This is a genomic window from Kineosporiaceae bacterium SCSIO 59966, from assembly GCA_020881835.1.
Lineage (GTDB): Bacteria > Actinomycetota > Actinomycetes > Actinomycetales > SCSIO-59966 > SCSIO-59966.
The window spans coordinates 1,190,165-1,215,014 of sequence record CP052876.1 but is presented as its reverse complement, the minus strand read 5'-3'; the positions used below and the strand labels follow the sequence as shown (position 1 = coordinate 1,215,014).

20 protein-coding genes and 4 tRNA genes are annotated in these 24,850 nt (G+C 72.8%); 14 read left to right on the top strand and 10 right to left on the bottom strand.

Annotated features, from left to right (window positions below):
* Nucleotides 1-3: 3 nt before the first annotated feature.
* A complete protein-coding gene (locus HJG43_05750) occupies nucleotides 4-621 on the bottom strand; it encodes a CDP-alcohol phosphatidyltransferase family protein (protein ID UER54125.1) in 618 nt (205 codons plus the stop codon).
* A 106-nt stretch (nucleotides 622-727) separates the two neighbouring features.
* Between HJG43_05750 and HJG43_05745 the strand changes: the two genes are divergently transcribed.
* Nucleotides 728-2,890 carry an elongation factor G-like protein EF-G2 gene (locus HJG43_05745; GenBank protein UER54124.1) on the top strand — a complete coding sequence of 721 codons (2,163 nt, stop codon included), beginning with the start codon at nucleotides 728-730 and terminating at the stop codon, nucleotides 2,888-2,890.
* 105 nt (nucleotides 2,891-2,995) lie between these two features.
* Here HJG43_05745 and HJG43_05740 read toward each other — a convergent pair whose 3' ends face one another.
* From HJG43_05740 to HJG43_05715, 6 genes are all read right to left on the bottom strand, one after another.
* On the bottom strand, nucleotides 2,996-3,565 hold the full coding sequence (locus HJG43_05740; protein UER54123.1) for an HIT domain-containing protein: 570 nt from the start codon (nucleotides 3,563-3,565) through the stop codon (nucleotides 2,996-2,998).
* 4 nt (nucleotides 3,566-3,569) lie between these two features.
* Nucleotides 3,570-5,750 (bottom strand): threonine--tRNA ligase, encoded by a 2,181-nt coding sequence (locus HJG43_05735; GenBank protein ID UER55752.1) that lies wholly within the window; start codon nucleotides 5,748-5,750, stop codon nucleotides 3,570-3,572.
* Between the two features lie 249 nt (nucleotides 5,751-5,999).
* The gene (locus tag HJG43_05730; GenBank protein ID UER54122.1) at nucleotides 6,000-6,188 is read right to left on the bottom strand and encodes a hypothetical protein; all 189 of its coding nucleotides are present in this window, start codon (nucleotides 6,186-6,188) and stop codon (nucleotides 6,000-6,002) included.
* A 126-nt stretch (nucleotides 6,189-6,314) separates the two neighbouring features.
* Nucleotides 6,315-6,386 (bottom strand) — tRNA-Val (locus tag HJG43_05725).
* A 52-nt stretch (nucleotides 6,387-6,438) separates the two neighbouring features.
* Complete coding sequence (locus HJG43_05720; GenBank protein UER55751.1) at nucleotides 6,439-6,870, bottom strand: hypothetical protein; 432 nt, start codon at nucleotides 6,868-6,870, stop codon at nucleotides 6,439-6,441.
* Between the two features lie 240 nt (nucleotides 6,871-7,110).
* A complete protein-coding gene (locus HJG43_05715) occupies nucleotides 7,111-8,826 on the bottom strand; it encodes an IS1634 family transposase (GenBank protein ID UER54121.1) in 1,716 nt (571 codons plus the stop codon).
* A gap of 371 nt (nucleotides 8,827-9,197) precedes the next feature.
* On the opposite strand from HJG43_05715, the gene HJG43_05710 reads away from it, so the two are divergent.
* Nucleotides 9,198-9,608, top strand: coding sequence for an SsgA family sporulation/cell division regulator (locus tag HJG43_05710; protein UER55750.1), 411 nt, complete (start codon nucleotides 9,198-9,200; stop codon nucleotides 9,606-9,608).
* Between the two features lie 3 nt (nucleotides 9,609-9,611).
* On the opposite strand, the gene HJG43_05705 is transcribed toward HJG43_05710, so the two are convergent.
* The gene (locus HJG43_05705; protein ID UER54120.1) at nucleotides 9,612-10,466 is read right to left on the bottom strand and encodes a hypothetical protein; all 855 of its coding nucleotides are present in this window, start codon (nucleotides 10,464-10,466) and stop codon (nucleotides 9,612-9,614) included.
* Between the two features lie 147 nt (nucleotides 10,467-10,613).
* Here HJG43_05705 and HJG43_05700 point away from each other — a divergent pair.
* The 6 genes from HJG43_05700 (at nucleotide 10,614) to treZ (ending at nucleotide 17,831) form a co-directional block, all read left to right on the top strand.
* A tRNA-Gly gene (locus tag HJG43_05700) sits at nucleotides 10,614-10,686 on the top strand.
* Nucleotides 10,687-10,717: 31 nt separating this feature from the next.
* A tRNA-Cys gene (locus tag HJG43_05695) sits at nucleotides 10,718-10,788 on the top strand.
* A 22-nt stretch (nucleotides 10,789-10,810) separates the two neighbouring features.
* Nucleotides 10,811-10,885 (top strand) — tRNA-Val (locus HJG43_05690).
* Nucleotides 10,886-11,084: 199 nt separating this feature from the next.
* Nucleotides 11,085-13,220 (top strand): glycogen debranching protein GlgX, encoded by a 2,136-nt coding sequence (glgX, locus tag HJG43_05685; GenBank protein UER54119.1) that lies wholly within the window; start codon nucleotides 11,085-11,087, stop codon nucleotides 13,218-13,220.
* Complete coding sequence (gene treY / locus HJG43_05680; GenBank protein ID UER54118.1) at nucleotides 13,217-15,697, top strand: malto-oligosyltrehalose synthase; 2,481 nt, start codon at nucleotides 13,217-13,219, stop codon at nucleotides 15,695-15,697. The genes glgX and treY overlap by 4 nt, the downstream gene beginning before the upstream one ends.
* A 388-nt stretch (nucleotides 15,698-16,085) precedes the next feature.
* Nucleotides 16,086-17,831 (top strand): malto-oligosyltrehalose trehalohydrolase, encoded by a 1,746-nt coding sequence (gene treZ / locus HJG43_05675; GenBank protein ID UER54117.1) that lies wholly within the window; start codon nucleotides 16,086-16,088, stop codon nucleotides 17,829-17,831.
* A 12-nt stretch (nucleotides 17,832-17,843) separates the two neighbouring features.
* Here treZ and zapE read toward each other — a convergent pair whose 3' ends face one another.
* Nucleotides 17,844-18,995, bottom strand: a complete 1,152-nt coding sequence (zapE, locus tag HJG43_05670; GenBank protein ID UER54116.1) for a cell division protein ZapE — start codon at nucleotides 18,993-18,995, stop codon at nucleotides 17,844-17,846.
* Here zapE and HJG43_05665 point away from each other — a divergent pair.
* From HJG43_05665 to HJG43_05650, 4 genes are all read left to right on the top strand, one after another.
* On the top strand, nucleotides 18,994-19,893 hold the full coding sequence (locus tag HJG43_05665; protein UER54115.1) for a sulfurtransferase: 900 nt from the start codon (nucleotides 18,994-18,996) through the stop codon (nucleotides 19,891-19,893). The two genes, zapE and HJG43_05665, sit on opposite strands and share 2 nt — an antisense overlap.
* The gene (locus tag HJG43_05660) at nucleotides 19,890-20,360 is read left to right on the top strand and encodes a SufE family protein (GenBank protein UER54114.1); all 471 of its coding nucleotides are present in this window, start codon (nucleotides 19,890-19,892) and stop codon (nucleotides 20,358-20,360) included. The genes HJG43_05665 and HJG43_05660 overlap by 4 nt, the downstream gene beginning before the upstream one ends.
* 122 nt (nucleotides 20,361-20,482) lie before the next feature.
* Nucleotides 20,483-21,133, top strand: coding sequence for a pyrimidine reductase family protein (locus HJG43_05655; GenBank protein UER55749.1), 651 nt, complete (start codon nucleotides 20,483-20,485; stop codon nucleotides 21,131-21,133).
* The gene (locus tag HJG43_05650) at nucleotides 21,130-21,831 is read left to right on the top strand and encodes an LmeA family phospholipid-binding protein (GenBank protein UER54113.1); all 702 of its coding nucleotides are present in this window, start codon (nucleotides 21,130-21,132) and stop codon (nucleotides 21,829-21,831) included. Before HJG43_05655 ends, HJG43_05650 begins: the two co-directional genes overlap by 4 nt.
* A gap of 3 nt (nucleotides 21,832-21,834) precedes the next feature.
* Here the strand turns inward: HJG43_05650 and HJG43_05645 are convergent, their stop codons facing one another.
* On the bottom strand, nucleotides 21,835-22,995 hold the full coding sequence (locus HJG43_05645) for an alpha/beta fold hydrolase (protein ID UER55748.1): 1,161 nt from the start codon (nucleotides 22,993-22,995) through the stop codon (nucleotides 21,835-21,837).
* A gap of 72 nt (nucleotides 22,996-23,067) precedes the next feature.
* Between HJG43_05645 and HJG43_05640 the strand changes: the two genes are divergently transcribed.
* Nucleotides 23,068-24,135: an ATP-dependent DNA ligase gene (locus tag HJG43_05640; protein ID UER54112.1), complete on the top strand. Its 1,068-nt coding sequence runs from the start codon at nucleotides 23,068-23,070 to the stop codon at nucleotides 24,133-24,135.
* A 23-nt stretch (nucleotides 24,136-24,158) separates the two neighbouring features.
* Nucleotides 24,159-24,653 (top strand): hypothetical protein, encoded by a 495-nt coding sequence (locus HJG43_05635; protein ID UER55747.1) that lies wholly within the window; start codon nucleotides 24,159-24,161, stop codon nucleotides 24,651-24,653.
* The last annotated feature ends 197 nt before the right edge of the window (nucleotides 24,654-24,850 follow it).

The following is a 24,850-nucleotide window of genomic DNA, read 5'->3' as shown; positions in this document are numbered from 1 at the left end:
CGCTCACGGCCGGCTCGCGCCCAGGGCCTGGCGGCGCACGGCGAGCACCCGCTGCACGACCGTCCACGCGCTGGCGACGGCGAGCAGGGCCAGGACGACGGTGAGCAGCCCGGTCGGCAGGCCGAGACCGACCAGGCCGGTGGCGACGAGCACGGCGACGAGCCGGTCGGCCCGCTCGGCGAGGCCGCCGCTGGCGGTCATCCCGAGGCCCTCGGCCCGGGCCCGGGCGTACGGCACGAGGGAGCCGAGCACGAGACACAGCAGCGCGAGGTTCGCCGTGACGGCAGAGTCCCCGGCCCCGCTGAACCACAGCACGAGACCGCCGAACACGGCCGCGTCGGCGACCCGGTCGAGGGTCGAGTCGAGGAACGCGCCCCACGCCGAGGACCGGTTCTGCAGGCGCGCCATCGTCCCGTCGAGGAAGTCGCCGAGCACGAAGGCGGTGATGACCAAGGTCCCGGTGAACAGCTCACCGCGCGGGTAGAGGATGAGCGCGCCCACGGTGACCCCGAGGGTGCCGACGACGGTGACGGCGTCGGGGCTGATCCCCGCCCGCAGCAGTCCAGCCGCGACTGGGGTGACCAGCCGGGTGACGAAGGCGCGCGCGTAGCGGTTGAGCATCGGGCGCGAAGCCTACCGGCGGCCCCTTGCGCTCCGGCACGTCCCGCGCTCGGATGGACGACACCGGCCCGGCGGTCCCGGGCCGCCGAACGCTGGAGGTGGCGGTATGGCAGCAGCGCGCACGGACCTCGACGGGGGCGTGTCCAGCCCGGCGACGACCCGCAACGTGGTCCTCGTCGGGCACGCGGGCAGCGGCAAGACCTCCCTCGTCGAGGCGCTCCTGGCCGCGTCCGGGACCATCTCCCGGGCCGGCTCGGTGACCGAGGGCACGACCGTGACCGACCACGAGGAGGTGGAACGCCGCCTCGGGCACTCCGTCGTGATGTCGGTGGCGTCCTTCGTGCACGCGGGGGTGCGGATCAACGCGATCGACACCCCCGGACGGCCCGACTTCGTCGGAGAGCTACGGGCGGGCCTGAGGGCCGCGGACGCCGCGCTCTTCGTCGTCTCGGCGGTGGACGGCGTCGACGGACCGACCCAGATGCTGTGGGAGGAGTGCGCGACGGTCGGCATGCCGCGGGCGGTCGTCGTCACCCATCTCGACCAGCCCCGCGGCGACTTCGAGTCGATGGTCGCCCTCGCGCAACGAGTGTTCGGTGACGGCGTCCAGCCGTTGTACCTGCCCCTGCTCGGCGACGACGACGCCCCGGCCGGCCTGATCTCCCTGCTGTCCCAGAAGGTGCACGACTCCTCCGGTGGGGCCGTCGTGGTCCGCGACGCCGACCCTGAGCACCTGGAGGCGATCGAGGACGCGCGGGCGGGCCTCATCGAGGGGATCATCCAGGAGTCCGAGGACGACACGCTGCTCGAGCGGTGGCTGGGCGGCGAGCAGGTCTCCTACGACACCCTGGTCACCGACCTGGAGAAGGCGGTCGCCCGAGGCTCGTTCCACCCCGTGCTGCCAGCGGTGCCGACCACCGGCCTCGGCGTCCAGCAGGTGCTCGAGCTCATCCTGCGCGGGTTCCCCTCACCCCTGGAGCACCCGCTGCCCCCGGTCACCACCCCGGACGGCGAGCCGCGCGAGGCGCTCACCTGCGATCCCGACGCGCCGCTCGTGGCCGAGGTGGTGCGGACCACCACCGACCCCTACGTCGGGCGGGTCTCGCTCGTCCGGGTGTTCTCCGGCACCCTGCTGCCCGACGTCCCGGTCCACGTCTCCGGTCACTTCGGCCGGTTCAGCCACCGGGACGCCGACGGGGACTGGCACCCCGACCACGACGTCGACGAGCGCGCGGGGGCGGTCTCCCGCCCGCTCGGGGGGAAGCTGCTCCCGATCGAGAAAGCGGTCGCCGGCGACATCGTCGCCGTGGCCCGGCTCAGCCGCGCGGAGACGGGCGACACGCTGTCCTCACCCGAGGCGCCGGCGCTGATGGAGCCGTGGGTGATGCCTGAGCCGCTGCTGCCGGTCGCCGTCACCGCGCTGACCAGCTCCGACGAGGACCGGCTCAGCCAGGGGCTGGCCCGGTTGCAGGCCGAGGACCCGACGGTACGGGTGGAGATGAACCCCGAGACCCACCAGATGCTGCTGTGGACGATGGGCGAGGGGCACCTCGACGTCCTGCTCGACCGGCTGCGCCGCAGCGGGGTCGAGGTCAGCACCCAGCCCGTCCGGGTGGCGATGCGCGAGACGTTCGCCGGACCCGCGGAGGGGCACGGCCGGCACGTCAAGCAGTCCGGCGGGCACGGGCAGTTCGCCGTCGTGGACATCGAGGTCGAGCCACTGCCGGAGGGCAGCGGGTTCGAGTTCGTCGACAAGGTCGTCGGCGGCGTGGTACCGCGCAACTACATCCCGAGCGTGGAGAAGGGCGTGCGGGCCCAGATGGACAAGGGCCTGGCAGCCGGCTACCCGGTCGTCGACCTGCGGGTGACCCTGGTCGGCGGCAAGGCGCACAGCGTCGACTCCTCCGACGCCGCGTTCCAGACCGCCGGCGCGCTGGCGCTCAAGGACGCCGCGGCCAAGGCGGGGATCACCATGCTGGAGCCGGTCGACGAGGTCGACGTCGTCGTCGACGACGAGTACGTCGGGGCGGTGCTGTCCGACCTGGCGACCCGGCGTGGCCGGGTGACCGGCACCGACGCGATCGGCAACGGGCGCAGCCGGGTGACCGCCGAGGTGCCGGCCCTGGAGCTGACCCGCTACGCGATCGACCTGCGCTCCATCTCCCACGGCACCGGCAGCTTCACCCGCGAGTACCGCCGGCACGCCCCAGCCCCGCAGCACGTCGTCGCCCGCCTCACCGACCTCGACGCCCAACCCGCCACCGCCTGACCCCGCCCCGCCCCGCCCACGCGCCCCCCACGCACCCGATCTCTGGAGGCTTTCCGGGGTCTCGCCGGGCCCGGAGACCCCGACAAGCCTCCAGAGATCGAGGGGTCAGGTGGGCCAGGCGGCGGCGAGGCGGGCCCGGGTGTCGCCGAGGATCTCCGGGAGCGCCTTGGTGCGGGCCACGACGGGCAGGAAGTTCGCGTCGCCGCCCCACCGGGGGACGACGTGCTGGTGCAGGTGGGCGGCGATGCCGGCGCCGGCGACCGCGCCCTGGTTGAGGCCGAGGTTGAACCCGTGCGGGGCGGACACCTCGGTGAGCACCTGCATCGCGGTCTGGCTCAGCCGGGCGACCTCGACGGTCTCCTCCTCGGTGAGGTCCCGGTAGTCGGCGACGTGCCGGTAGGGCACGACCATGAGGTGCCCCGGGTTGTACGGGTAGAGGTTCAGGACGACAAAGCACGCCGTCCCGCGGGCCACGACCAGCCCCTGCTCGTCGTCCTGGCCGGGGATCCGGCAGAACGGGCAGCCGTCACCGGCGCCCTGGCCGCTCGGCTTGCCCTCGCCCTGGATGTAGACCATCCGGTGCGGCGTCCACAGCCGCTGGAAGCCGTCCGGCTCCCCCGCGTGGTCGCTCGCGGGCTCGACCACCGGAGCCCCGTCCTCGTCGCCGGCCGTCATCGGCTCACACCTGGGCGCGCGTCCGGATCGCCTCGACGATCCGCTCGACGGCCTGCTCGACCGGCACCCCGTTGTCCTGGCTGCCGTCCCGGAACCGGAAGCTCACCGCCTCCTTCTCGGCGTCCTCCGCGCCGGCGATGAGCAGGAACGGCACCTTGTCCTTCGTGTGGGTGCGGATCTTCTTCTGCATCCGGTCGTCGGAGTCGTCGACCACGACCCGGACGCCGTGGGCCCGCAGCCGGGCGGCGACGTCCTGGAGGTAGGGCACGAAGTCGGCCGCCACCGGGATCCCGACGACCTGCACCGGGGCGAGCCACGGGGGGAAGGCGCCGGCGTAGTGCTCCAGCAGGACGCCGAAGAACCGCTCGATCGACCCGAACAGCGCCCGGTGGATCATCACCGGCCGCTGCCGTGAGCCGTCGGACGCGGTGTACTCCAGCTCGAACAGCTCGGGTTCGAAGAAGTCGAGCTGGATGGTGGACAGCTGCCAGGTCCGGCCGATGGCGTCCTTGGCCTGCACCGAGATCTTCGGGCCGTAGAACGCGGCGCCCCCCGGGTCGGGCACGAGGTCCAACCCGGAGGCGAGTGCCACCTCCTCGAGGGTCCGAGTGGCCTCCGCCCAGGTGGCGTCGTCCCCGACCGACTTCTCGGGGTCGCGGGTGGACAGCTCGAGGTAGAAGTCCTCGAGCCCGTAGTCCTTGAGCAGGTCGAGGACGAAGGTGAGCAGGGAGCCGAGCTCGTCCTTCATCTGCTCGCGGGTGCAGTAGATGTGCGCGTCGTCCTGGGTGAAGCCGCGGGCCCGGGTCAGCCCGTGCACGACACCGGACTTCTCGTACCGGTACACCGCGCCGAACTCGAACAGCCGCAGCGGCAGCTCGCGGTAGGAGCGGCCGCGGGAGCGGTACACCAGGTTGTGCATCGGGCAGTTCATCGGCTTGAGGTAGTAGTCCTGCCCCTGCCGGGTGACGTTGCCGTCGCCGTCGCGCTCCTCGTCCACCCGCATCGGCGGGTACATGCCGTCGGCGTACCACTCCAGGTGCCGGGAGGTCTCGAACAGGTGCGCCTTGGTGATGTGCGGGGTGTTGACGAAGTCGTAGCCCGCCTCGACGTGCCGGCGGCGGGAGTAGTCCTCCATCTCCATCCGGACGATGCCGCCCTTGGGGTGGAACACCGGCAGGCCGGAGCCGATCTCGTCGGGGAAGGAGAACAGGTCGAGCTCGGCCCCCAGCCGACGGTGGTCGCGGCGCTCGGCCTCGGCGAGCCGCTCCTTGTAGGCGAGGAGCTCCTCCTTCGTCGGCCAGGCCGTGCCGTACACGCGCTGCAGCTGCGGGTTCTTCTCGCTGCCGCGCCAGTAGGCGGCCGCCGTGCGCATGAGCGACCAGCCGTTGCCGATGTACCGGGTGGACGGCAGGTGCGGACCCCGGCACAGGTCCTTCCAGGCGACCTCGCCGGTACGGCGCACGTTGTCGTACATGGTGAGCTCGCCGCCGCCGACCTCGACCGAGGCACCCTCGGCAGCGTCCTCCGCGGCGGCGCCGGAGCCCTTGAGCCCGATGAGCTCGAGCTTGTACGGCTCCTCGCTCAGCTCGGCGCGGGCCTGCTCGTCGGTGACGACCCGGCGGCGGAACGTCTGGCCCTCCTTGACGATCCGCTGCATGACCTTCTCGAGGCGCTTGAGGTCCTCCGGGGTGAAGGGCTCGGCGACGTCGAAGTCGTAGTAGAACCCGTCGCGGACCGGCGGGCCGATGCCGAGCCGCGCCTGCGGGAACACCTCCTGCACCGCCTGGGCGAGGACGTGGGCGGTGGAGTGCCGTAGCACCGCCAGCCCGTCCGGGGAGTCGACGGTGACGGCCTCGACGACGTCGCCGTCGGCCAGCTCGTGGGCCAGGTCGCGCAGCTCGCCACCGACCCGGACGACGACCACCTCGGGGCGCCCGGTGTACAGGTCCGCCGCCGTGGTGCCCGGATCCACCGCGCGTTCGTCGCCGTCGACGGTCACGGTCAGCTGGGCAGGCACGGTGGTTCTCCTCGGGGGACGGCGGGTGGTGGGGACGGCGGGCGGACGGGACGGCGGGTGGAGGGGACGGCGGGCAGTGGTGGACGCAACGATGCTAGTGCCGGCACGACAAGGGCCCCGCGCCGCTCGGTGGCCCCCCCGTCCAGGCCGGCCACGGCCACCACCCATCGCCCCCGCGCTGGTCACGAGTCGACCCCACTTCGTGATCATGCAATCCCGCCACCCCGCGCCATCCCCCGGGGTCAGTCGACCGTCCCCTCTTGGTGATCATGCAATCCCGCCACCCCAGCGCGCCGCCCGGCGCACAGATTGCTGAGTTGGTGGCGCGACACGTCGGCAGAACTGCGCTCGACCCAGCATTCTGTGAGCTGTGTGCAAAGGGTCGAGCTGTGCGTACAGGCCGCGAGGCAGGTCTCGCTACAGCTGCGAGATGCCACCCTGGTAGCGGTGGTCGGAGGGGTTGCTCTGCGGTGCGTGGTCACGTTGAGCCGCCCGGTGCGCGTCGTAGCCCGCTCCCAGGTTCTCGGTTCGCCTCCGTCGCCAGCGCCGCTCGACGAACCAGCCACCCAGGAACAGGGCCACCGCTGCCAGGAACAACCACTCCATGGACCGAGAGTGCCACTCCTGGCCGGGGTGTCAACCACGAGCGCACGGTCACCGAGCGCCGTGGGGGTGGCCTCTGCCGAGGCCAAGTAGAACGCCGGGGCGAGACGCTGGGGCCGTTCCGCTAGGTGGGCGATACTGGGTTCGAACCAGTGACCTCCTCGGTGTGAACGAGGCGCTCTACCACTGAGCCAATCGCCCTGGGGACGGCCAGAACCATACCCGATGGTGAGTGCCGCGCTGACGAGCCGGGTCAGTCGACACCCGGCAGCCTGACCAGCCAGGCGGTGACGTCGTCCGGGACCCAGGCCGGGACGCCGAAGCCGACGAGCAGGCCCAGGACGATCACCGAGGCGACCCCGACGAAGGTGGCCGCGGCGCCCAGGACGCGGGCCCACCGGGGCAGCGTGCGGGTCCACCCGGCGAACTCGTGGGCTCGCTCACGTGCCCACCCGAGCAGCCGGTGCGCCCAGAAGAACTCACTGGCGAGCACGGCAAGCCCGAGCAGGGTCAGCGGGATACCGCCGGGGCCTGGCAGCCAGCCGGTGGAGGCCCCGAGCAGGACGAGCAGGGTCCCGACGACGCCGACGACGATCCGGTAGATCCGGTAGGCACGAGGGTCCGTGCGCAACCGGCGCCGCCAACCCCACCGGTCGTGCCGGTGGCGCTCCTCCCAGCGGCGCAACCACTGCTGGCGGCGGGTCTCGCGGTCGGCGTCCGCCGGGCGCACGTCGTCCTCGACTCCCGGGTCCCGAGGTCGCAGGTCGGTGCGCTGCTCCACCTGGCCAGCCTACCCCGGCTTCCGCAGTTGGTGGGCACGTGATCATGTCGAAGAGGCGGTTTGACCTGCAGGAATGCGTCATCGCGGCCTGGGGGGCCGTGTGCCTACGCGTCTTGGAGTTGCTGCTGGTCCTGTTTCCGCAGGTCAGGCAGGGTGCAGGGTGGTGACGCGCGGCGGCGGCGCGACCTCGCAAGCCCGAAGAATGCCTGCTTGGACGTCGTTGAGCGGGATGGTCTGGACGACGGTGCCGGCGGTGCCGGACAGGGTGACGGCGTGCAGCCGGCCGAGCTCGATCTCGATGCGCCGCCAGGTCAGGCCGGTGCGGCGTTCGGCGACGCGGATGAGCAGCAGCGCCAGCCAGCACAGCAGCACGTGCGCCCGTATCCGGGGTTCGACGCGGTGGAACACGGGCCGCAGGTCCAGGGTGCTCTTGAGGTCACGGAAGCCGCGTTCGGCTTCGAGCAGGTTCTTGTAGCCCAGCGCGACGTCCTCGGCGCTCAGGTCCGGGTCGGAGGTGCTCAGCAGGTACTTGCCGTCCAGCCGCTCCTCCGCCGCGATCTTCTTGCGATCGAGGACGAGCCGCCCGGAGGGCAGCTGCCGCAGCCACCGGCCCAGGGTGGGGTGGTCGCGCAGGGCGCACTCGGCCTTGACGTGGACGGTGTCGGCGGGTGCCTTCTTGCCGGCCTTGCGCCGCTGCGCATCCCGAGCCCGGGCTTGCTGGATCCGCTCAAGCTCGGCGCTGAGCCGTGTCAGCGCTTCCTCTCGGCGGAACTTGTCGCGTTCGGCCTCGACGGGGTTGTGGCAGACGATCCAGCGGATCCCGGACTCTTCGTCGAGGGTGACTTCCTTGACCCGTAGGTTGTCTCGGACCTGCCGGTAGCGGCCCTGGCGGGACAGCGCGGCTTGGGCTTGGGCGTTGCCGTCGCGCATCCGCTCCCCGGCGATCCAGTGCCCGCCGGCGCGGCGCAGGTACTCCAGGTTCGACTTGGAGGAGAAGCCGCGGTCGACCACCGTGACGACCCGACCCAGCCGCCAGCCACGCAGGTCGTCCTTGACCTCCGGAAGCACCGCGACGTCGGCGGTGTTGCCAGGCCAGACCCAGCAGCGGACCGGGATCCCCTCGCGGGTGACGGCCAGCCCGATCACGATCTGCGGCAGATCGCTTCGGCTGTCCTTGGAGTGCCCGTAACGGCGCAAGCCGCCCTCGGGACTGTCCTGGCTCGGGGCTTCTTCGGTGTCGCGTTCGAAGTAGGTGCTGGTGGTGTCGAAGAACAGCAGGTCGACCTCGAGGTTGAGCAGGTCCGCCACGGCGAAGAACACCGCCTCCTGCACCTGTGCTTGCGCGTCGGCCTCGATCAGCAGGTCCATCGCCCGATACGCCTGGTCCTCATCCATCACGCTCAGCCCAGGGATCGCGGCGTCGTGCGTCGCCCACTCGGCCGCGGCGAGCTTCGAGCTCGGGTCGACCGCCCGGTTGGCGACCAGCGCGAACAGCACCCGCTCGACATCGGTGGTGAACTTCCGCCCGCCCAGCACCTGGCGCAGCGCGCCGTCGACACCGAGCTGGCGCCACAGCCCGTCCAGCAGCCACACTGCCCCGAGCGGCCGTGAGTCGGTGACGGTCAGCGCGTCCCCGACCACCGCCCGCACATCATCGGCGCCGGCGGCGGGCTCGCCCAGGTAGCGGTTGATCGAAGCGACCAGCCGGCGCAGCCCGTCCGGGTCGAGCTTGTCCTCCCGGCCCAGGTTCAGCAGCACCTGCGCCTGCGTCACCCCGTCCTTGCGGTGGTTGTGCGCGAGCTGGACGTACCGCACGACGCTGCCGTCGCTGTTGCGCCGAGAGGTCGTCCGCAGGTACATGCCCACAGCGAACCGGCCGCTGTGCTGCTACGTCAACAGCGACACGGCAAGTCGTGTGCCCACGCCATTTCGCGGTTCCAGAGACCCCGCAACACCCTGACCTGCACTTTCACCCCGCCAAGCGGCCTCATGTGCCCATCAACTGCGGAACCCGGGCCTACGTGCCGTCGGGAAACGTCGGGAGGCCGCGCCGTGACCGGCAGGTGACCCGCACTGACCGAGCGACCGCAACGTCCGGGTTGCCCCGTTCGGGTGACTCCCCCGGTCAAGACTCCGTCAAGACCGGGCCGACGGCGTTTGGGCACCGACGGCCGCGGGAAGCAACCGACCACCTGCTCCACCCGCGCACAGGAGGCAGTCCCGTGTCCCATCTGCGGCCCACCCAGGTCGACACCGAGCTCGAGCTGAGACTGGTCGTTCCCGACGCCGGCACGGTCCCGCTGCGGGCGACCCTCCGCTACGGCACCGACGACCCGTTCGCCGTGACTGCGGCCTTCGGCGGGGACGGCGTCACGGTGGAGTGGGTTTTCGCTCGCGACCTGCTGATCACCGGGCTGACGCGTCCGACCGGGGAGGGCGACGTCCACGTGTGGCCGTCCCGCGGCGCCGGCCAGGACCTCGTCCTGCTGTCCCTGACCTCGCCCGACGGACACGCCGTGCTCGAGGCGGACGCCGCGGACCTGCGCGCCTTTCTCACCACCACACTGAGGCTCGTGCCCAGCGGCACCGAGGCCGCCTACCTCGACCTGGACGCCGAGCTCGCCGAGCTGTTCGCCGGCTGACGGCTACGGGTCCGTCGAATCCAGGCTGCGTCGAGCGAAGAGGTCGACGGCTGCCGCGCCAAGCGGTCCGCGCCCCAGAGGGCGGTCGTCGACCACGTCGACGACCTGCACGTCGCGGGTGGAGGACAGCAGCAGCACCTCCTGCGCGGTCGCCAGGACCGTGAAGGGCAGGGCCCGCTCCTCGATCGGCAACCCCTCGTCGGCGGCCCACTCGAGCAGCAGCTCACGGGTGATCCCGGCAAGGCAGCCGGAGTCCAACGGCGGGGTGACCAGGACCCCGTCGACGGCCACGACGACGTTGCTGCCGGTGCCTTCGCACAACTCGCCGCGAGTGTTGCCGAACAGCGCCTCAGCGGCCCCCCGAGCGGCGGCGTACTGCAACGCCACGACGTTCTCGGCGTACGACGTGGTCTTCAGGCCCGTGGTCGCGGAGCGCTCGTTGCGGACCCACGGCACGGAGGTGACGGCGACGTGCGCCGGCCACGGCGGGGTCGGCACACTCGCCACGACGAGGGTGCCGTCGCGGCCGGCTGAACCGCGATCAGAGCCCAGCGGGCCCGGCCCGCCCGTCCAGGTGATCCGCAGCCGCCCGTGCTCCACGTGGCGGGCCGAGAGCACCTCTCGGACGGCGGAGCGCACCAGCTCGTCGTCCGGGGCCGGTAGACCCAGGCCTGCGGCAGAGCGGGCGAGCCGGCGCAGGTGCCGGGTCAGGGCGAACGCCTGGCCGCCGGTGACCTTGCACGACTCGAACACTCCGTCACCGACGGTGAACCCGTGGTCGAGCGCGGGGACCCGGGCGTGCGCCGGGTCGGTGAGCAGTCCGTCCACCCAGACGGTGACGTCGTCCGTGACCTGCATCCGGCCTCCTCCGGTCGTGCCCGCGGCCGTCGGCGAGCGCGGACATCGTGCCCTGCGCCACGAGCCGCCACCGGTTGGACTCCCCGACGGGCTCTCGGTTAGAGTTCCCGTCGCACACCGGGCGGCGGGGTCGTCGGCCGGAGCAGTGCGGACGTAGCGCAGTTGGTAGCGCATCACCTTGCCAAGGTGAGGGTCGCGGGTTCGAGTCCCGTCGTCCGCTCGGAGGCACCTCCGAGGAGGGACCGCCTCGCGGTGGAGTGGCCGAGAGGCGAGGCAACGGCCTGCAAAGCCGTCTACACGGGTTCGAATCCCGTCTCCACCTCGGTAGCAGGTACCACCGACTCGGGCGATTGGCGCAGCGGTAGCGCGCTTCCTTGACACGGAAGAGGTCACTGGTTCGAACCCAGTATCGCCCACCAGCACGTGCGTGCCCACCCGTGCCCGGACGCTCCCTCCCCCGTGCCGGCCTGACGCCGTAGCACGCCGACAAATCTGAACCGCTGACCCCCCGTCCTGCGCGCGACACCGTCCGGCAGGCCCCACAATGGCGGGGCTCCCCGACGGCGCCTCCCGGGCGCCGCCGTGGGCATACCCACTCCTGGACGACGAGAGACCCTGATGCAGATCTGGCCCGGCCACCCCTATCCCCTCGGCGCCACGTACGACGGCACCGGCACCAACTTCGCTCTCTTCTCGGAGGTTGCCGAGCGGGTGGAGCTCTGCCTGATCGACGACGACCTCACCGAGGAGCGCGTCGAGCTCACGGAGGTCGACGGCTTCGTCTGGCACTGCTACCTGCCCGGCGTGCAGCCGGGCCAGCGGTACGGCTACCGGGTGCACGGCCCGTACGCCCCCGAAAAGGGCCACCGGTGCAACCCGGCGAAGCTGCTCCTGGACCCGTACGCGAAGGCCATCGAGGGCCAGGTGGACGGCGACGAGTCGCTGTTCTCCTACCGCTTCGAGGACCCCGACGAGCTCAACGAGGACGACAGCCTCGGGCACACGATGCTCTCCGTCGTGGTCAACCCGTTCTTCGACTGGGGCACCGACCGCCCGCCGCGCTACGAGTACCACGAGAGCGTCATCTACGAGGCGCACGTCAAGGGCCTGACGATGACCCACCCCGGCATCCCGGAGGACATCCGAGGCACGTACGCGGGCATCGGGCACCCGGCGATGATCGACCACCTCACCGCGCTCGGGATCACCGCGATCGAGCTCATGCCGGTGCACCAGTTCGTGCAGGACACCCACCTTCGATCCAAGGGCCTGAGCAACTACTGGGGCTACAACACGATTGGCTTCTTCGCCCCGCACAACGCCTACTCCTCCACCGGCAACCGCGGACAGCAGGTGCAGGAGTTCAAGGCGATGGTCAAGGCCCTGCACGACGCCGGGATCGAGGTCATCCTCGACGTCGTCTACAACCACACCGCCGAGGGCAACCACCTCGGGCCGACGCTGTGCTTCCGCGGGATCGACAACGCCGCGTACTACCGGCTCGTCGACGGTGACGAGGCCCACTACTTCGACACCACGGGCACCGGCAACTCCCTGCTCATGCGCCATCCGCACGTGCTGCAGCTGATCATGGACTCACTGCGCTACTGGGTCAGCGAGATGCACGTCGACGGGTTCCGCTTCGACCTGGCGTCCTCCCTGGCCCGCCAGTTCCACGAGGTGGACCGGCTGAGCGCGTTCTTCGACCTCGTCCAGCAGGACCCGGTGGTCTCCCAGGTCAAGCTCATCGCCGAGCCGTGGGACGTCGGCGACGGCGGGTACCAGGTCGGCAACTTCCCGCCGCTGTGGACGGAGTGGAACGGGCGCTACCGCGACACGGTGCGGGACTTCTGGCGCGGCGAGCCGCACACCCTCGCCGAGTTCGCCTCCCGGCTCACCGGCTCCAGCGACCTCTACGAGCAGGACGGCCGACGGCCGATCGCGAGCATCAACTTCGTCACCGCCCACGACGGGTTCACCCTGCGGGACCTCGTCTCGTACAACGAGAAGCACAACGAGGCCAACGGCGAGGGCAACGCCGACGGCGAGTCGCACAACCGGTCCTGGAACTGCGGGGTGGAGGGCGAGACGGACGACAAGAAGGTCCTGGCCCTGCGGGCCCGCCAGCAGCGCAACTTCCTCACGACGCTGCTGCTCTCCCAGGGCGTGCCGATGATCTCCCACGGCGACGAGCTCGGGCGCACCCAGCGCGGCAACAACAACGCCTACTGCCAGGACAACGAGCTGGCCTGGGTGAACTGGGACCTCGACGACACCCAGCTCGAGCTGCTGGAGTTCACTCGCCGGCTGGTGCGGCTGCGCCGCGAGCACCCGGTCTTCCGGCGGCGCCGGTTCTTCGCCGGCGAGGCAGCGCACGGCGGGGAGAGCGAACTTGGGGAGATCGCGTGGCTCACTCCCACCGGTGAGCCGATGGCGGACGAGGACTGGACGACGTGGTACGCCCGCGCAGTGATGGTGTTCCTCAACGGCGAGGCCATCACCGAGCCGGACCCCCGTGGCCAGCGGATCGTCGACGACTCCTTCCTCATCCTGTTCAACGCAGCCCCGGAGGCCATCGAGTTCCGGGTTCCGCCCGAGGAGTTCGGCGCCGAGTGGACCGTGGTGCTGGACACCGACGACTCGCTGGCCGAGGGCGAGAAGCTCCCGGCCGGGACGACGGCCGACATCGAGTCGCGCAGCGTCGTCCTCCTCACCCGCCCGCAACCGGCTGGCCCGCAGGGGATCGGGGCGTGACCGGCGACCCCAGGCACCGCCCGGCGCCCGGACGGCCGGTGCCGACCGCCACCTACCGGCTGCAGATCCGCCCGGAGTTCGAGTTCGACGACGCCGCCGCCGTCGTCGACCACCTCGACGCGCTGGGTGTCTCGCACGCCTACCTGTCGCCGATCCTCCAGCCCACCCCCGGCTCCACCCACGGCTACGACGTCGTCGACCACTCCCGGCTCAACGAGGAGGCCGGCGGGCGGGCGGCGTTCGACCGACTGGTCGACGCCCTGCACCAGCGGTCCCTCGGGGCGGTCGCCGACGTCGTCCCCAACCACATGGCCGTCCCGACCCCGGCACGGCTCAACGCAGCGCTGTGGTCGGTGCTGCGCGACGGGCCGGAGTCGCCGTTCGCCGCCTGGTTCGACGTCGACTGGTCCGTGCCCGACAGCGCGCTGCTCATGCCGGTGCTCGGACGCCGGATCGGCCAGGTGCTCGGGGACGGCGAGCTGAGCCTGGACACGTCCGGGGACGAGCCGCTGCTGCGCTACTACGACCACGTGTTCCCGGTCCGACCGGGCACCGAGTCGCTGCCGATGGCCGAGCTCGTCGGCCGCCAGTGGTACCGGCTGGCGTACTGGCGCGTTGCCGACGAGGAGCTCAACTACCGGCGGTTCTTCGACGTCGACACCCTCGCCGCCGTCCGGGTCGAGGACCCCGAGGTGTTCGACGCCACTCACGAGGTGCTCCTCGAGCTCGTGGCCGACGGTCGGCTGGACGGGCTGCGCATCGACCACCCGGACGGGCTGTACGACCCGCGCGGCTACCTGCGCCGCCTGCACGAGCGCACCGACGGCTCCTGGGTGGTCGTGGAGAAGATCCTCGAGGGCGCCGAGGAGCTGCCCGCGGACTGGCCGTGCGCCGGGACCACCGGCTACGACGCGCTGCTGCGCGTCGGCGGCCTGTTCGTCGACCCGCAGGGCGCCTACCCGCTGACGTCCCTGCTGCACGAGGTGACCGGGGTCACCGAGGACTTCGAGGACGTCGTCGAGCAGGCCAAGCGGGAGGTGGTCGAGCACGGGCTGTACGCCGAGGTGGTCCGGCTCGCGGACCTGCTCACCCAGGTCTGCCACAGCGACGTGCGGCTGCGGGACCACACCTCCCGCGGCATCCGCGAGTGCGTCGTCGAGCTCCTCGTCGCCTTCGACCGGTACCGCGCCTACGTCGTCCCCGGTGAGCCGGCGCCGCCGGCCTCGGTCGCGGTGATGGACGCCGCCGTCGAACGTGCTCGTACCCACCTGCCCGAGGAGCGCTGGGACACCCTCGAGCTCGTGCGTGACCTGCTCCTGGGCCGGGAGGCCGGCAGCGCCGGTCGCACCGTGGAGGCCGCCCGGGCCGAGGCCGTCGTCCGCTTCCAGCAGACCTGCGGCCCAGTGATGGCCAAGGCCGTCGAGGACACGGCGTTCTACCGGTGGTTCCGGCTCACTGGCCTGAACGAGGTGGGCGGCGACCCGCTGCACTTCGGGGTCACCGCTGACGAGTTCCACGCGTTCTGCGTTCGGACGGTGCGGGACTGGCCGACGACGATGACGACGCTGTCGACGCACGACACCAAGCGCTCCGAAGACGTCCGGGCCCGGCTCGCAGTGCTCTCCGAGGTGCCGCACGAGTGGGCCGAGGCCGTGCGGGCGTGGCGGGACGCCGCGACCCGGCACCGCGGTCCGCTGCTCGACGCGGCCACCGAGTACCTGCTCTGGCAGACGCTCGTGGGCACCTGGGACAACGGCCCGATCGCCGCCGACCGGCTGGTGCCCTACCTGGAGAAGGCCGTCCGCGAGGCGAAGACGCACACGACGTGGACGTCGCCGGACGCCGACTACGAGGACGCGGTCCGCGGCTTCGCTCGCGGCGTCCTGGCCGACGAGGAGATCTGCGCCGCCGTCGGCGAGTTCTGCCGGACCGTCGTCGACCCTGCCGCCCGGGTCGGCGTCCTGGGCCAGAAGCTCGTCCAGCTCACGATGCCAGGCGTCCCGGACGTCTACCAGGGCACCGAGGTCGTGGACCTGTCCCTCGTCGACCCGGACAACCGCCGTCCGGTCGACTTCGGCCGGCGCCGGGACCGGCTGGCGGCCCTGGACGCCGGCGCCCGCCCGTCCGGTCTGGACGACGAGAAGCTGCTCGTCACCTCCCGGGCGCTGCGGCTGCGGCGCGAGCACCCGGACTGGTTCGTCGGACCGGCCACGACCTACGCGGCCGTGCCAGCCTCGACCGGGACCGCGGTGGCCTTCGGCCGCGGCACCGAGGACGGCGTCCACGTGGTGACCGTGGCGACCCGGTTGCCGGTCGCACTCGCCCGTCTCGGCGGCTGGGGGGACCATACCGTCGTCCTGCCCGAGGGAACGTGGACCGACGTGCTGACCGGTCGCGCACTCGTCACCGGCGGCGGCGGGGTCCGCCTCGCTGAGCTGTTGACCGACCTGCCGGTGGCGCTGCTCGTCCGCCGCTGAGCCCCCACCTCTTCATGATCACTCGCAAAGCCCCCTCTTGGTGATCATGCAATCCCGCCACCCTGCACCGCCATACCCCCTAACCGTGATCATGCGATTCCGCCACCTTGCGCGAGGTGGCGGGGTTGCCTGAGGGCCGACCGCAGAATGCTGCGTTCGGCACAGCTCGGGCGGCGTGTCGCGCCACCAGCCCAGCATTCTGTGGTCCGGACCGGTGGCCGATGGGTGGCGAGACTGCATGATCACGGGGGTCGTGCGGGGTGGCGGGATTGCATGATCACCACAAAGGGTGGGGGACGCCTGGCGGGGGCCGTAGGGCGACGAGTGACGAGTGGCGAGTGGCGAATGGCAAGTGGCGGGCGGCGGCGTGACCGGACAGGGTTGCGGCATGCACCGGTTCACCGTCTGGGCCCCTGACGCCGCCCGCGTCGACGTCGACCTGTCCGGTAGCCTGCACCCGATGACCCGTCAGGACGACGGGTGGTGGGCAGTCGAGGTGCCCGGCGCCGGCCACGGCACCGACTACGCCTTCCGGCTGGACGGCGGGGAGCCGACCCCGGACCCACGCAGCCCGTGGCAGCCGGACGGCGTGCACGCCCCGAGCCGGGTGTTCGACACCGGCCGCCACGCGTGGGCGGACGACGGCTGGGCCGGCCTCGACGTCCGGGGGCGGCTGTTCTACGAGCTGCACGTCGGCACCTTCACCCCCGAGGGCACCCTGGACGCCGCGGCGCAACGGCTCGACCACCTCGTCGACCTCGGCGTCGAGGTCGTCGAGCTGATGCCGGTCGCCGCGTTCCCGGGCCGGTGGGGCTGGGGCTACGACGGGGTGGCCCTGTACGCCGTCCACGAGCCGTACGGCGGACCGGCGGCGCTGCAGCGCTTCGTGGACGCCTGCCACCGGCGCGGTCTGGCGGTGTGCCTCGACGTCGTCTACAACCACCTCGGGCCGAGCGGGAACTACCTGTCCCGGTTCGGCCCCTACTTCACCGACCGCCACCACACGCCGTGGGGGCAGGCGGTCAACCTCGACGACGCGGGCAGCGAGCACGTCCGCCGGTGGATCGTGGACAACGCCCTGCGCTGGTTCGCCGAGTTCCACGTCGACGCCCTGCGGCTGGACGCGGTGCACGCGCTCGTCGACGACTCCGCCGAGCACGTGCTGGCCCAGCTGTCGCGGGAGACCGCGGACCTCGCTGACCGGCTGGGCCGGCCGCTGGGCCTGGTCGCCGAGTCCGACCTCAACGACCCGCGGATGGTCGAGCCGGTCGCCGAGGGCGGACTGGGCATGACCGCGCAGTGGGACGACGACGTCCACCACGCCATCCACGCGCTGCTGTCCGGAGAGCGTCAGGGCTACTACTGCGACTTCGGTTCCACCGACGCCCTGGCGAAGGTGCTGACCCGCGCCTTCCTGCACGACGGGACGTTCTCGACGTTCCGCGGCCAGCGGTGGGGGCGGCCAGTCGACCCGGCGCGTCACCGGGGCACGGCGTTCCTCGCCTATGCCGCCAACCACGACCAGGTCGGCAACCGCGCCACCGGTGACCGCCCCTCGGCGTACCTGTCCCCCGGGCGGCTGGCGTGCGCGGCGGCGCTCGTGCTGACGAGCCCGTTCACCCCGATGCTGTTCATGGGTGAGGAGTGGGGCGCCTCGAGCCCGTGGCAGTTCTTCACCGACCACGCCGAGCCCGAGCTCGCGGAGTCGATCCGCCAGGGCAGGCAGCGGGAGTTCGCCGAGCACGGCTGGGACGACGAGAGCATCCCGGACCCGCAGGATCACGCCACCCGTGACGCGTCGGTGCTGCGCTGGGACGAGCGCTCGGACGGCGAGCACGCCCCCCTGCTGGACTGGCACCGGTCCCTCGTGGCGCTACGCCGTGGCGAGCCGGACCTGCGGGACGACGACCTGGCCGCCGTCGGCGTCCGGCACTCCGACCTCGACCGGTGGATGGTGCTCGAACGGGGCTCTCTGCGGGTGGTGCTCAACCTCGCCGACCGCGACCAGGTCCTCCCCCTGGACGCCGCCGCTGTCGAGGTCGTGCTGGCCTGGGACGAGGCTGTCCGGCTGGAGGAGTCCGGAACCCGGGTGGCGGTGCCGGCCGAGTCCGTAGCGGTGCTGCGGCTGGCCTGACCTGCCGCGCCCTCAGCCCTCGCCGCGGGCCGTGTCGCCGTGCCCCTCGCGAGCCAGCGCGGTGAGCCGGGAGACCGCCCGGCGGTACTTCTTACGGTAGCCGCCGCGCAGCATCTCCTCGGGGAACAGCCGGTCGAGCGGTTCACCGGAGGCGACGAGCGGGAGGTCCCGGTCGTAGAGCCGGTCGGCGAGGACGACGAGCCGCAGTGCGACGCTCTGGTCGGCCACCGGACGCACGCCACGCCAGAACACCGCGGTGGTGCCGTCGAGCATCGCCCCGTACCGGCTCGGGTGCACCGTGGCCAGGTGCGCCAGCAGGTCCTCGAAGTCGTCGAGGACGGCTCCCGGCCCCGCCGCCCGGGCCGCGGCGACCACCGCGTCGTCCGTCGACGGCGGGGGCGGCTCGGGCAGGCCACGGTGCCGGTAGTCCTCGCCGTCGATGCGCACGACGTCGAAGTGCCCTGCGACGGACTGGATCTCGCGCAGGAAGTCCTCGGCCGCGAACCGCCCCTCCCCCAGGGCGTCGGGGAGCGTGTTGGACGTCGCCGCGAGCGCCGTCCCGGCGTCGGCGAGCTCGCGGAGCAGCCGGGCCATCAGCACGGTGTCACCCGGGTCGTCGAGCTCGAACTCGTCGATGCACACGAGCCTGCTCGTCGACAGCGCCGCGACGGCCGGGCGGAACCCGAGCGCGCCGACGAGGTTCGTGTACTCCACGAACGTGCCGAACCGCTTCTCCCCCGACGCGGCGTGCCACAGCGACGCCAGCAGGTGGGTCTTGCCGACGCCGAACCCGCCGTCGAGGTAGATCCCGGCCCGGCCGGGGTCCGCGGACCGCCGCCGGCCGCCGAGCCAGCCGGGCAGCAGCGAACGGGACGACGACCCCGCCGCGGACTCGAGCCGGCCGGCGAACTCGCGCAGCCGGTCGACGGCGTGGGCCTGGGACGGCTGGTCCGGCGCCGGCCGGTAGGTGTCGAAGGACACCCCGGCGAACCGCGGCGGCGGCACGAGCTCGGCGAGCAGGCGCTGCGGTCCGAGCGAGGGGTGCCGGTCGACGAGGCGCTGCGGACCGTCCGTGCTCACGACCGGGCAGCGTAACCACCGCCGCAGGTGAGAGGATGAAACCGCCCGCACCGGACCGACCCGACACCGGAGGTGAGCCGACATGGCTCTGGCGTACGACGACGACCCCAAGCTCGCCGACTACGCCCACCCCGAACGGCTGGTCACCACCGGCTGGCTCGCCGAGCACCTGGGCGATGACGACCTCGTCGTGGCCGAGAGCGACGAGGACGTGCTGCTCTACGAGACCGGCCACATCCCCGGCGCCGTCAAGATCGACTGGCACCTGGACCTCAACGACCCCGTCACCCGCGACTACGTCGACGGCGAGGGCTTCGCCCGGCTGATGTCCGCCAAGGGAGTCCGCCGCGACTCCACCGTCGTGCTCTACGGCGACAAGAGCAACTGGTGGGCGGCCTACGCACTGTGGGTGTTCTCGCTGTTCGGTCACCCGGACGTGCGGCTGCTCGACGGCGGGCGTGCCAAGTGGCAGGCCGAGGGCCGACCGATGACCACCGACGTGCCGTCCCCCGAACCCACCGACTACCCCGTCGTCGAACGACAGGACGCCCCGATCCGCGCCTACAAGGACGACGTCCTGGCGTCCCTCGGCGGCCAGCTCGTCGACGTCCGCTCCCCCGCCGAGTACACCGGGGAACGCACTCACATGCCGGACTACCCGGACGAAGGGGCGCTGCGCGGCGGGCACATCCCCGGCGCCCGCTCGGTGCCGTGGGCCCGTGCCGCCAACGACGACGGGACGTTCCGCGACCGCGCCGAGCTCGAGGCCATCTACCGGGACGAGCAGGGCCTGGACCCCGCGGAGCCGGTCATCGCCTACTGCCGCATCGGGGAGCGCTCCAGCCACACCTGGTTCGTCCTGCAGCACCTGCTCGGCTGGCCGGACGTGCGCAACTACGACGGGTCCTGGACCGAGTGGGGCAACTCCGTGCGCGTCCCCATCGTCCGCGGCGAGGAGCCCGGAGAGGTGCCCGGCCGATGACGGCGACGGACGACCTGCCCGAGACGCTGGCCGGGATCGTCGACGACTTCACCGCTCTCCCCGCCGCCGACCGCCTCCAGCTGCTGCTGGAGTTCAGCCGTGACCTGCCGGACCTGCCCGAGCGCTACGCCGACCACCCGGAGCTGCTCGAACCGGTGCCGGAGTGCCAGTCGCCGATCTTCCTCGTCACCGAGGTCGACGGGACCGGGGACGACGCGCGGGTCAGCCTGTTCTTCTCCGCGCCGCAGGAGGCGCCGACCACCCGCGGGTTCGCCGGCATCCTGCACGAGGGGCTCGACGGGCTCACCGCCGCCGAGGTGCTGGCGGTGCCGAACGACGTCCCCCAGCGACTCGCTCTCGCCGAGGCGGTCAGCCCGCTGCGACTGCGCGGGATGGTCGGGATGCTCGCGCGGATCAAGCGCCAGGTCACCGAGCGGGCCGGTCTGGCGGGCGGACGCCCGGTGTGAGCGTGCCGCTGCAGGCACTCTGGCCGGCCGACCAGGCGGGCCGGGAGATCCCGGTGGACCCGGCCGAGGACGAGCTCGCGGCCCTGTACGCCTACCCCGCCGAGCGCTGGGTGCGGGCGAACATGGTCGCCACCCTCGACGGCGCGGCCCACGGCCCGGACGGGGTGACCCGGTCCATCAACGACCCCGCCGACGTCCGGGTGTTCGTGCTGCTGCGCTCGCTCGCCGACGTCGTCCTCGTCGGCGCCGGCACGGTCCGCGCGGAGGGCTACTCGCTGCCGCGGCACCGTCCCGACCTGGCTGCCCGCCGGAGCGCGGCCGGCATGCCCCCGACCCCGCGGCTGGCGGTCGTCACCCGGAGCGGTGACGTGCCGGGGCACCTGCTCGAGGGGGACCGGCCTGCCCTGGTCATCACCTGCCGGGCCACCGGTGAGGAAAGGCTGGCTCAGCTGGCCGAGCGCGCCGGGGAGGCCGCAGTCCTGGTCGCCGGCGACGAGCGCGTCGACCTGCGACGGGCGCTGGACGCCCTGGCCGAGCGCGGTCTCGGCCGGGTGCTGTGCGAGGGCGGGCCGACGCTGCTCGGGCAGGTCGCCGCGGCCGGGGCCCTCGACGAGCTGTGCCTCACCCTCACGGCGCGGCTGCTGGCCGGGGACGCACCCCGGGTGCTCAACGGTGGGGCCGTCGACGTGCCGATGCAGCTGGCGCACCTGCTGGCCGCCGGTGACACGCTCCTGGGCCGGTGGGTCCGCCGCGAACCGGACGCGGCGCGGTGAGCACCGGACGACGCGTGCTGGTCGGCGTCGGCGTGCTGCTGCTGGCCGTCGTCGTCGCCGCCGGGGTGCTGTTCTGGTCGGTCAGCCGGCCCGCGGACGACGCGGCCTCCGACGCGGGCCCCGCGGACGACGCGGGCTCCCCGGCCGCCGCCCCGGCTCCCCCGCCCCCGCCGGGGGCGCCGGAGGACCTGGCCGCCGGCGACCTGTGGCTCGACGAGATGACCCTGCGCTCCTCGGACGTGCTGGCCGCGGACGGCAGGCTCCGCGACCTGTCGCTGGAGGCGGACGACGTCCTGCTCGGGTCCGGCGGGGTGCGCGCCGGGGTGGTGGTCGCGGACGCGGTCGTCCCGTTCGAGGTCGTGGCCGACCAGGTCGGACCGGGGACGGCGGTGTCCGCCGCAGCATCCGGCGAGGTGCGCGTCGAGCGGACGGTGACCCTGCTCGGGCGCCAGGTCGACGTCGTCGCCACCGGCACGGTGCGCGCCGAGGACGGTGAGGTGGTCGTCGTCCCGACGGCCGTGGACGTCGGTGGGCCGGACTGGCTCGCCGACCTGCTCGGGGAGCTGGCGGCAGCGGCGACGACCATCCGGCAACCGGTCCAGGGCCTGCCGGAGGAGCTCGTCCTGCAGACGGTGGAGGTCACCGACGGAGGGTTCGCCGTCCACCTGACCGGCGAGGACGTGCCGCTCGGCCGGTGACGGTCACAGGTGCCGCAGGAGAAAGCGGGCGACCTCACGCTCCCAGCGGTCCGGGTCGACGTTCCACTCCTTGGTGTGCCGGGCGCCGTGGAACGGCACGAACGTCACGAGATCGGGTCGCAGCTGGGCCAGCACCCGGGACGGGCCGACCGGCACGAACTCGTCGTCCTCGGAGTGGACGACGAGGACCGGCAGCCGCAGCTCCGAGGCGCGGGTCACCCAGTCCATCCGGCGCAGGTCGACCGGACCGTCGACGCCGACGACCCGGCGCGCCGAGGAGTGCCCGAGCATGGCCAGTCCGAGGCGGCCCACCGGGCGGGGCAACCGGTTGAGCCGGGCGTGGTGGTCCAGCACGGACCGCCAGTCGATCACCGGTGCGTCGAGCACCAGTGCACGGACCCGGTCCGCGGTCCAGGACCGGGAGACGTGCTGCAGGACGATCGCTCCGCCCATCGACCAGCCGAACAGGACCACCTCGCGGGCCCCGGAGTCCAGGGCGTGCAGTACCGCGGCCTCGACGTCGAGCCACTCGGTGTCACCCAGGTGCAGCCGGCCGCCGTGGGTGGACGGGCCGTCGGGGTCGTTGCGGTAGCTCGGGACGAGCGCCGGTACCCCGAGCCGGTGCAGCAGCGGCAGCGCGCGCAGGCACTCCTCGCGGGTCGCGCCCCGGCCGTGGACGAGGACCGCCCACACCTCGCGGGGCGCGACCTGCGGGGACGGCGGGACGTACCACGTCGGCAGCTCCCCGGCGTCGGAGCGGACCAGCACGTCCTCGTGCGCCAGCCGCAGTGCGGTCGTCGGGTTGCCGGCGAAGTAGTACTGGTTCCACCGGGCCGGGCCGACGGTGACCCGGCCGTAGTCGACCTGCTCGAGCACCCGGGTGACCGTGCCGGCCCGGTCGTCGCGTGCCAGGACCCGGCCGAGGCGGGCGTGCCCGTGGCCGTGGTCGAGCCAGATGCCGTACCGCCCGGGGCTGGTGGTGTCCGGGTCCGCGCGCAGGGTGATCGTCCCGGGACCGACGGACAGCACCCGGACGTCGTCCGGCTTGTGCCGCTCCGGGGTCACCACCCGCCGGGCGAAGTAGGCCGCCACCGTGGACGTCGCGGCGCCGGTGGCGACGGCCAGCCCGCCGCCGACGGCGGCCCCGCGGGCCACCGCGCGCAGGACGGCCCGGGCGGGACGGACGGTCGGGGACACGACGGTGACGGTACCCGGACCGGCCAGCACAATGGCCGGATGAGCCTGCCGGTCAGCCCGCCCGTGTCCCCCATGCTCGCCACGTCGGTGCCCGAGGTGCCCGCGCCCGACGCGCTGGCAGGCGGAGTGGTGTACGAGCCGAAGTGGGACGGGTTCCGCTGCGTCGTCTTCCGCGACGGGGACGACGTCGTGCTCGGCAGTCGCGGCGAGAAGCCGTTGACCCGCTACTTCCCCGAGGTCGTCGACGCCGTCCGGCGCGAGCTGCCCGAGCGGTGCGTCGTCGACGGCGAGCTCGTCGTGCGCACCGGGCCCGCGGGCGCCGAGCGGCTCGACTGGGAGGCGCTGGCCCAGCGCATCCACCCGGCGGCGTCCCGGGTGGACCGGCTGGCCCGCGAGTCCCCGGCCTCGTTCGTCGCCTTCGACCTGCTCGCCCTCGGCGACGACGACCTCACCGGCCGGCCGTTCCGGGAGCGCCGGGAGCGCCTCGAGACGGCGCTGGCGGGCGTGAGGGCACCCGTGCACCTGACCCGGGTGACCCGAGACCGGGACGAGGCGGTGCGCTGGTTCGCCGACTTCGAGGGGGCGGGCCTGGACGGCGTCGTCGCGAAGGGGACCGCGTCCACCTACTCCCCGGGCAAGCGGACGATGCTCAAGGTCAAGCACCAGCGCACCGCGGACGTCGTCGCCGTCGGGTACCGGGTGCACACCAGCGGCCGCGGCCTGGGGTCGCTGCTGCTCGGGCTGTACGACGCCGAGGGGAACCTGCGCCAGGTCGGTGGCGCGTCGGCGTTCACGGCCGCCCGCCGGGTCCAGCTGCTCGAGGAGCTCGAGCCGTTCGTGCTGCGCGACGCCCGCGGCGAGGTGGTGCGCGGGCAAGGCGAGCCGAACCGGTTCACCGCCCGCACCGACTCCTCGTTCGTCCGGCTGCGACCCGAGCTCGTCGCGGAGGTGCGCTACGACCAGCTCCAGGGGCACCGGCTGCGGCACGCGGCTCAGTTCGTGCGCTGGCGGCCGGACCGGGACCCGCGCTCGTGCGGCTACGACCAGCTCGACGTCCCCGTCGCCTACGACCTGGAGCGGGTGCTCACCGGTACCCTGCCGCGGTGACCGAGTCGACACCGCAGCCGGACGTGCAGGCCTCCCCCGACACCATCGTCATCCTCACCGAGGAGGCGCTCGACGACGGGGACGCCGCGCGGATCCGCGCCCTGCACGAGGGCGAGACGCTGACCTACCGGGTGCTGGTGCCGGCCGACACCGAGCGCAACCTGCTCGCCGACGTGGTCGACCACCTCAGCCTCGGTGAGCTGCGGGAGGCCCTCGACGCGGTCCGCGGCCGGGACCACGGGCACACCGACGAGCCGAAGGAGGCCGGGCAGGCACTCGCCGAGTCCGTCGAGGCGCTGCGGGGCCAGGGGGTGGAGGCGACCGGTGAGGTCACCGAGGACGACCCGCTGCCGGCGCTGACGTCGGCAGTGCAGCGGTTCGCTGCCCGGGAGGTCGTGGTCGTGACCCGTCCGCACGCGGTGGAGGACACCTTCCACCGGGACTGGGCCTCTCGAGCCCGGGAGGTGCTCGGCGTCCCGGTGCTGCACGTCTACGCCGGGACGACGTTCCTCGGCTGACGCGCCGGCGGCGCCCGCCCATGGCCGGCGTCCCTTCTTCATGACCAGTCACCCCTCCCCCGTTCATGATCAGTCGAAAATCCCCCCTTCGTGATCATGCAGTCCCGCCACCCCGCACGACCCACTCGTGATCATGCAGTCCCGCCACCCACCAGCCTCCACCGCCCGCTCACAGAATGCTGGGTTGGTGGCGCGAC

Bases quoted from the DNA above. Each gene is read 5' to 3' on its own strand.
- HJG43_05750 (UER54125.1), bottom strand. From the start codon at position 621: ATGCTCAACCGCTACGCGCGCGCCTTCGTCACCCGGCTGGTCACCCCA.
- HJG43_05745 (UER54124.1), top strand. From the start codon at position 728: ATGGCAGCAGCGCGCACGGACCTCGACGGGGGCGTGTCCAGCCCGGCG.
- HJG43_05740 (UER54123.1), bottom strand. From the start codon at position 3,565: ATGACGGCCGGCGACGAGGACGGGGCTCCGGTGGTCGAGCCCGCGAGC.
- HJG43_05735 (UER55752.1), bottom strand. From the start codon at position 5,750: ATGGGTGGTGGCCGTGGCCGGCCTGGACGGGGGGGCCACCGAGCGGCG.
- HJG43_05730 (UER54122.1), bottom strand. From the start codon at position 6,188: ATGGAGTGGTTGTTCCTGGCAGCGGTGGCCCTGTTCCTGGGTGGCTGG.
- HJG43_05715 (UER54121.1), bottom strand. From the start codon at position 8,826: ATGTACCTGCGGACGACCTCTCGGCGCAACAGCGACGGCAGCGTCGTG.
- HJG43_05705 (UER54120.1), bottom strand. From the start codon at position 10,466: ATGCAGGTCACGGACGACGTCACCGTCTGGGTGGACGGACTGCTCACC.
- glgX (UER54119.1), top strand. From the start codon at position 11,085: ATGCAGATCTGGCCCGGCCACCCCTATCCCCTCGGCGCCACGTACGAC.
- treZ (UER54117.1), top strand. From the start codon at position 16,086: ATGCACCGGTTCACCGTCTGGGCCCCTGACGCCGCCCGCGTCGACGTC.
- HJG43_05665 (UER54115.1), top strand. From the start codon at position 18,994: ATGGCTCTGGCGTACGACGACGACCCCAAGCTCGCCGACTACGCCCAC.
- zapE (UER54116.1), bottom strand. From the start codon at position 18,995: ATGTCGGCTCACCTCCGGTGTCGGGTCGGTCCGGTGCGGGCGGTTTCA.
- HJG43_05660 (UER54114.1), top strand. From the start codon at position 19,890: ATGACGGCGACGGACGACCTGCCCGAGACGCTGGCCGGGATCGTCGAC.
- HJG43_05655 (UER55749.1), top strand. From the start codon at position 20,483: ATGGTCGCCACCCTCGACGGCGCGGCCCACGGCCCGGACGGGGTGACC.
- HJG43_05640 (UER54112.1), top strand. From the start codon at position 23,068: ATGAGCCTGCCGGTCAGCCCGCCCGTGTCCCCCATGCTCGCCACGTCG.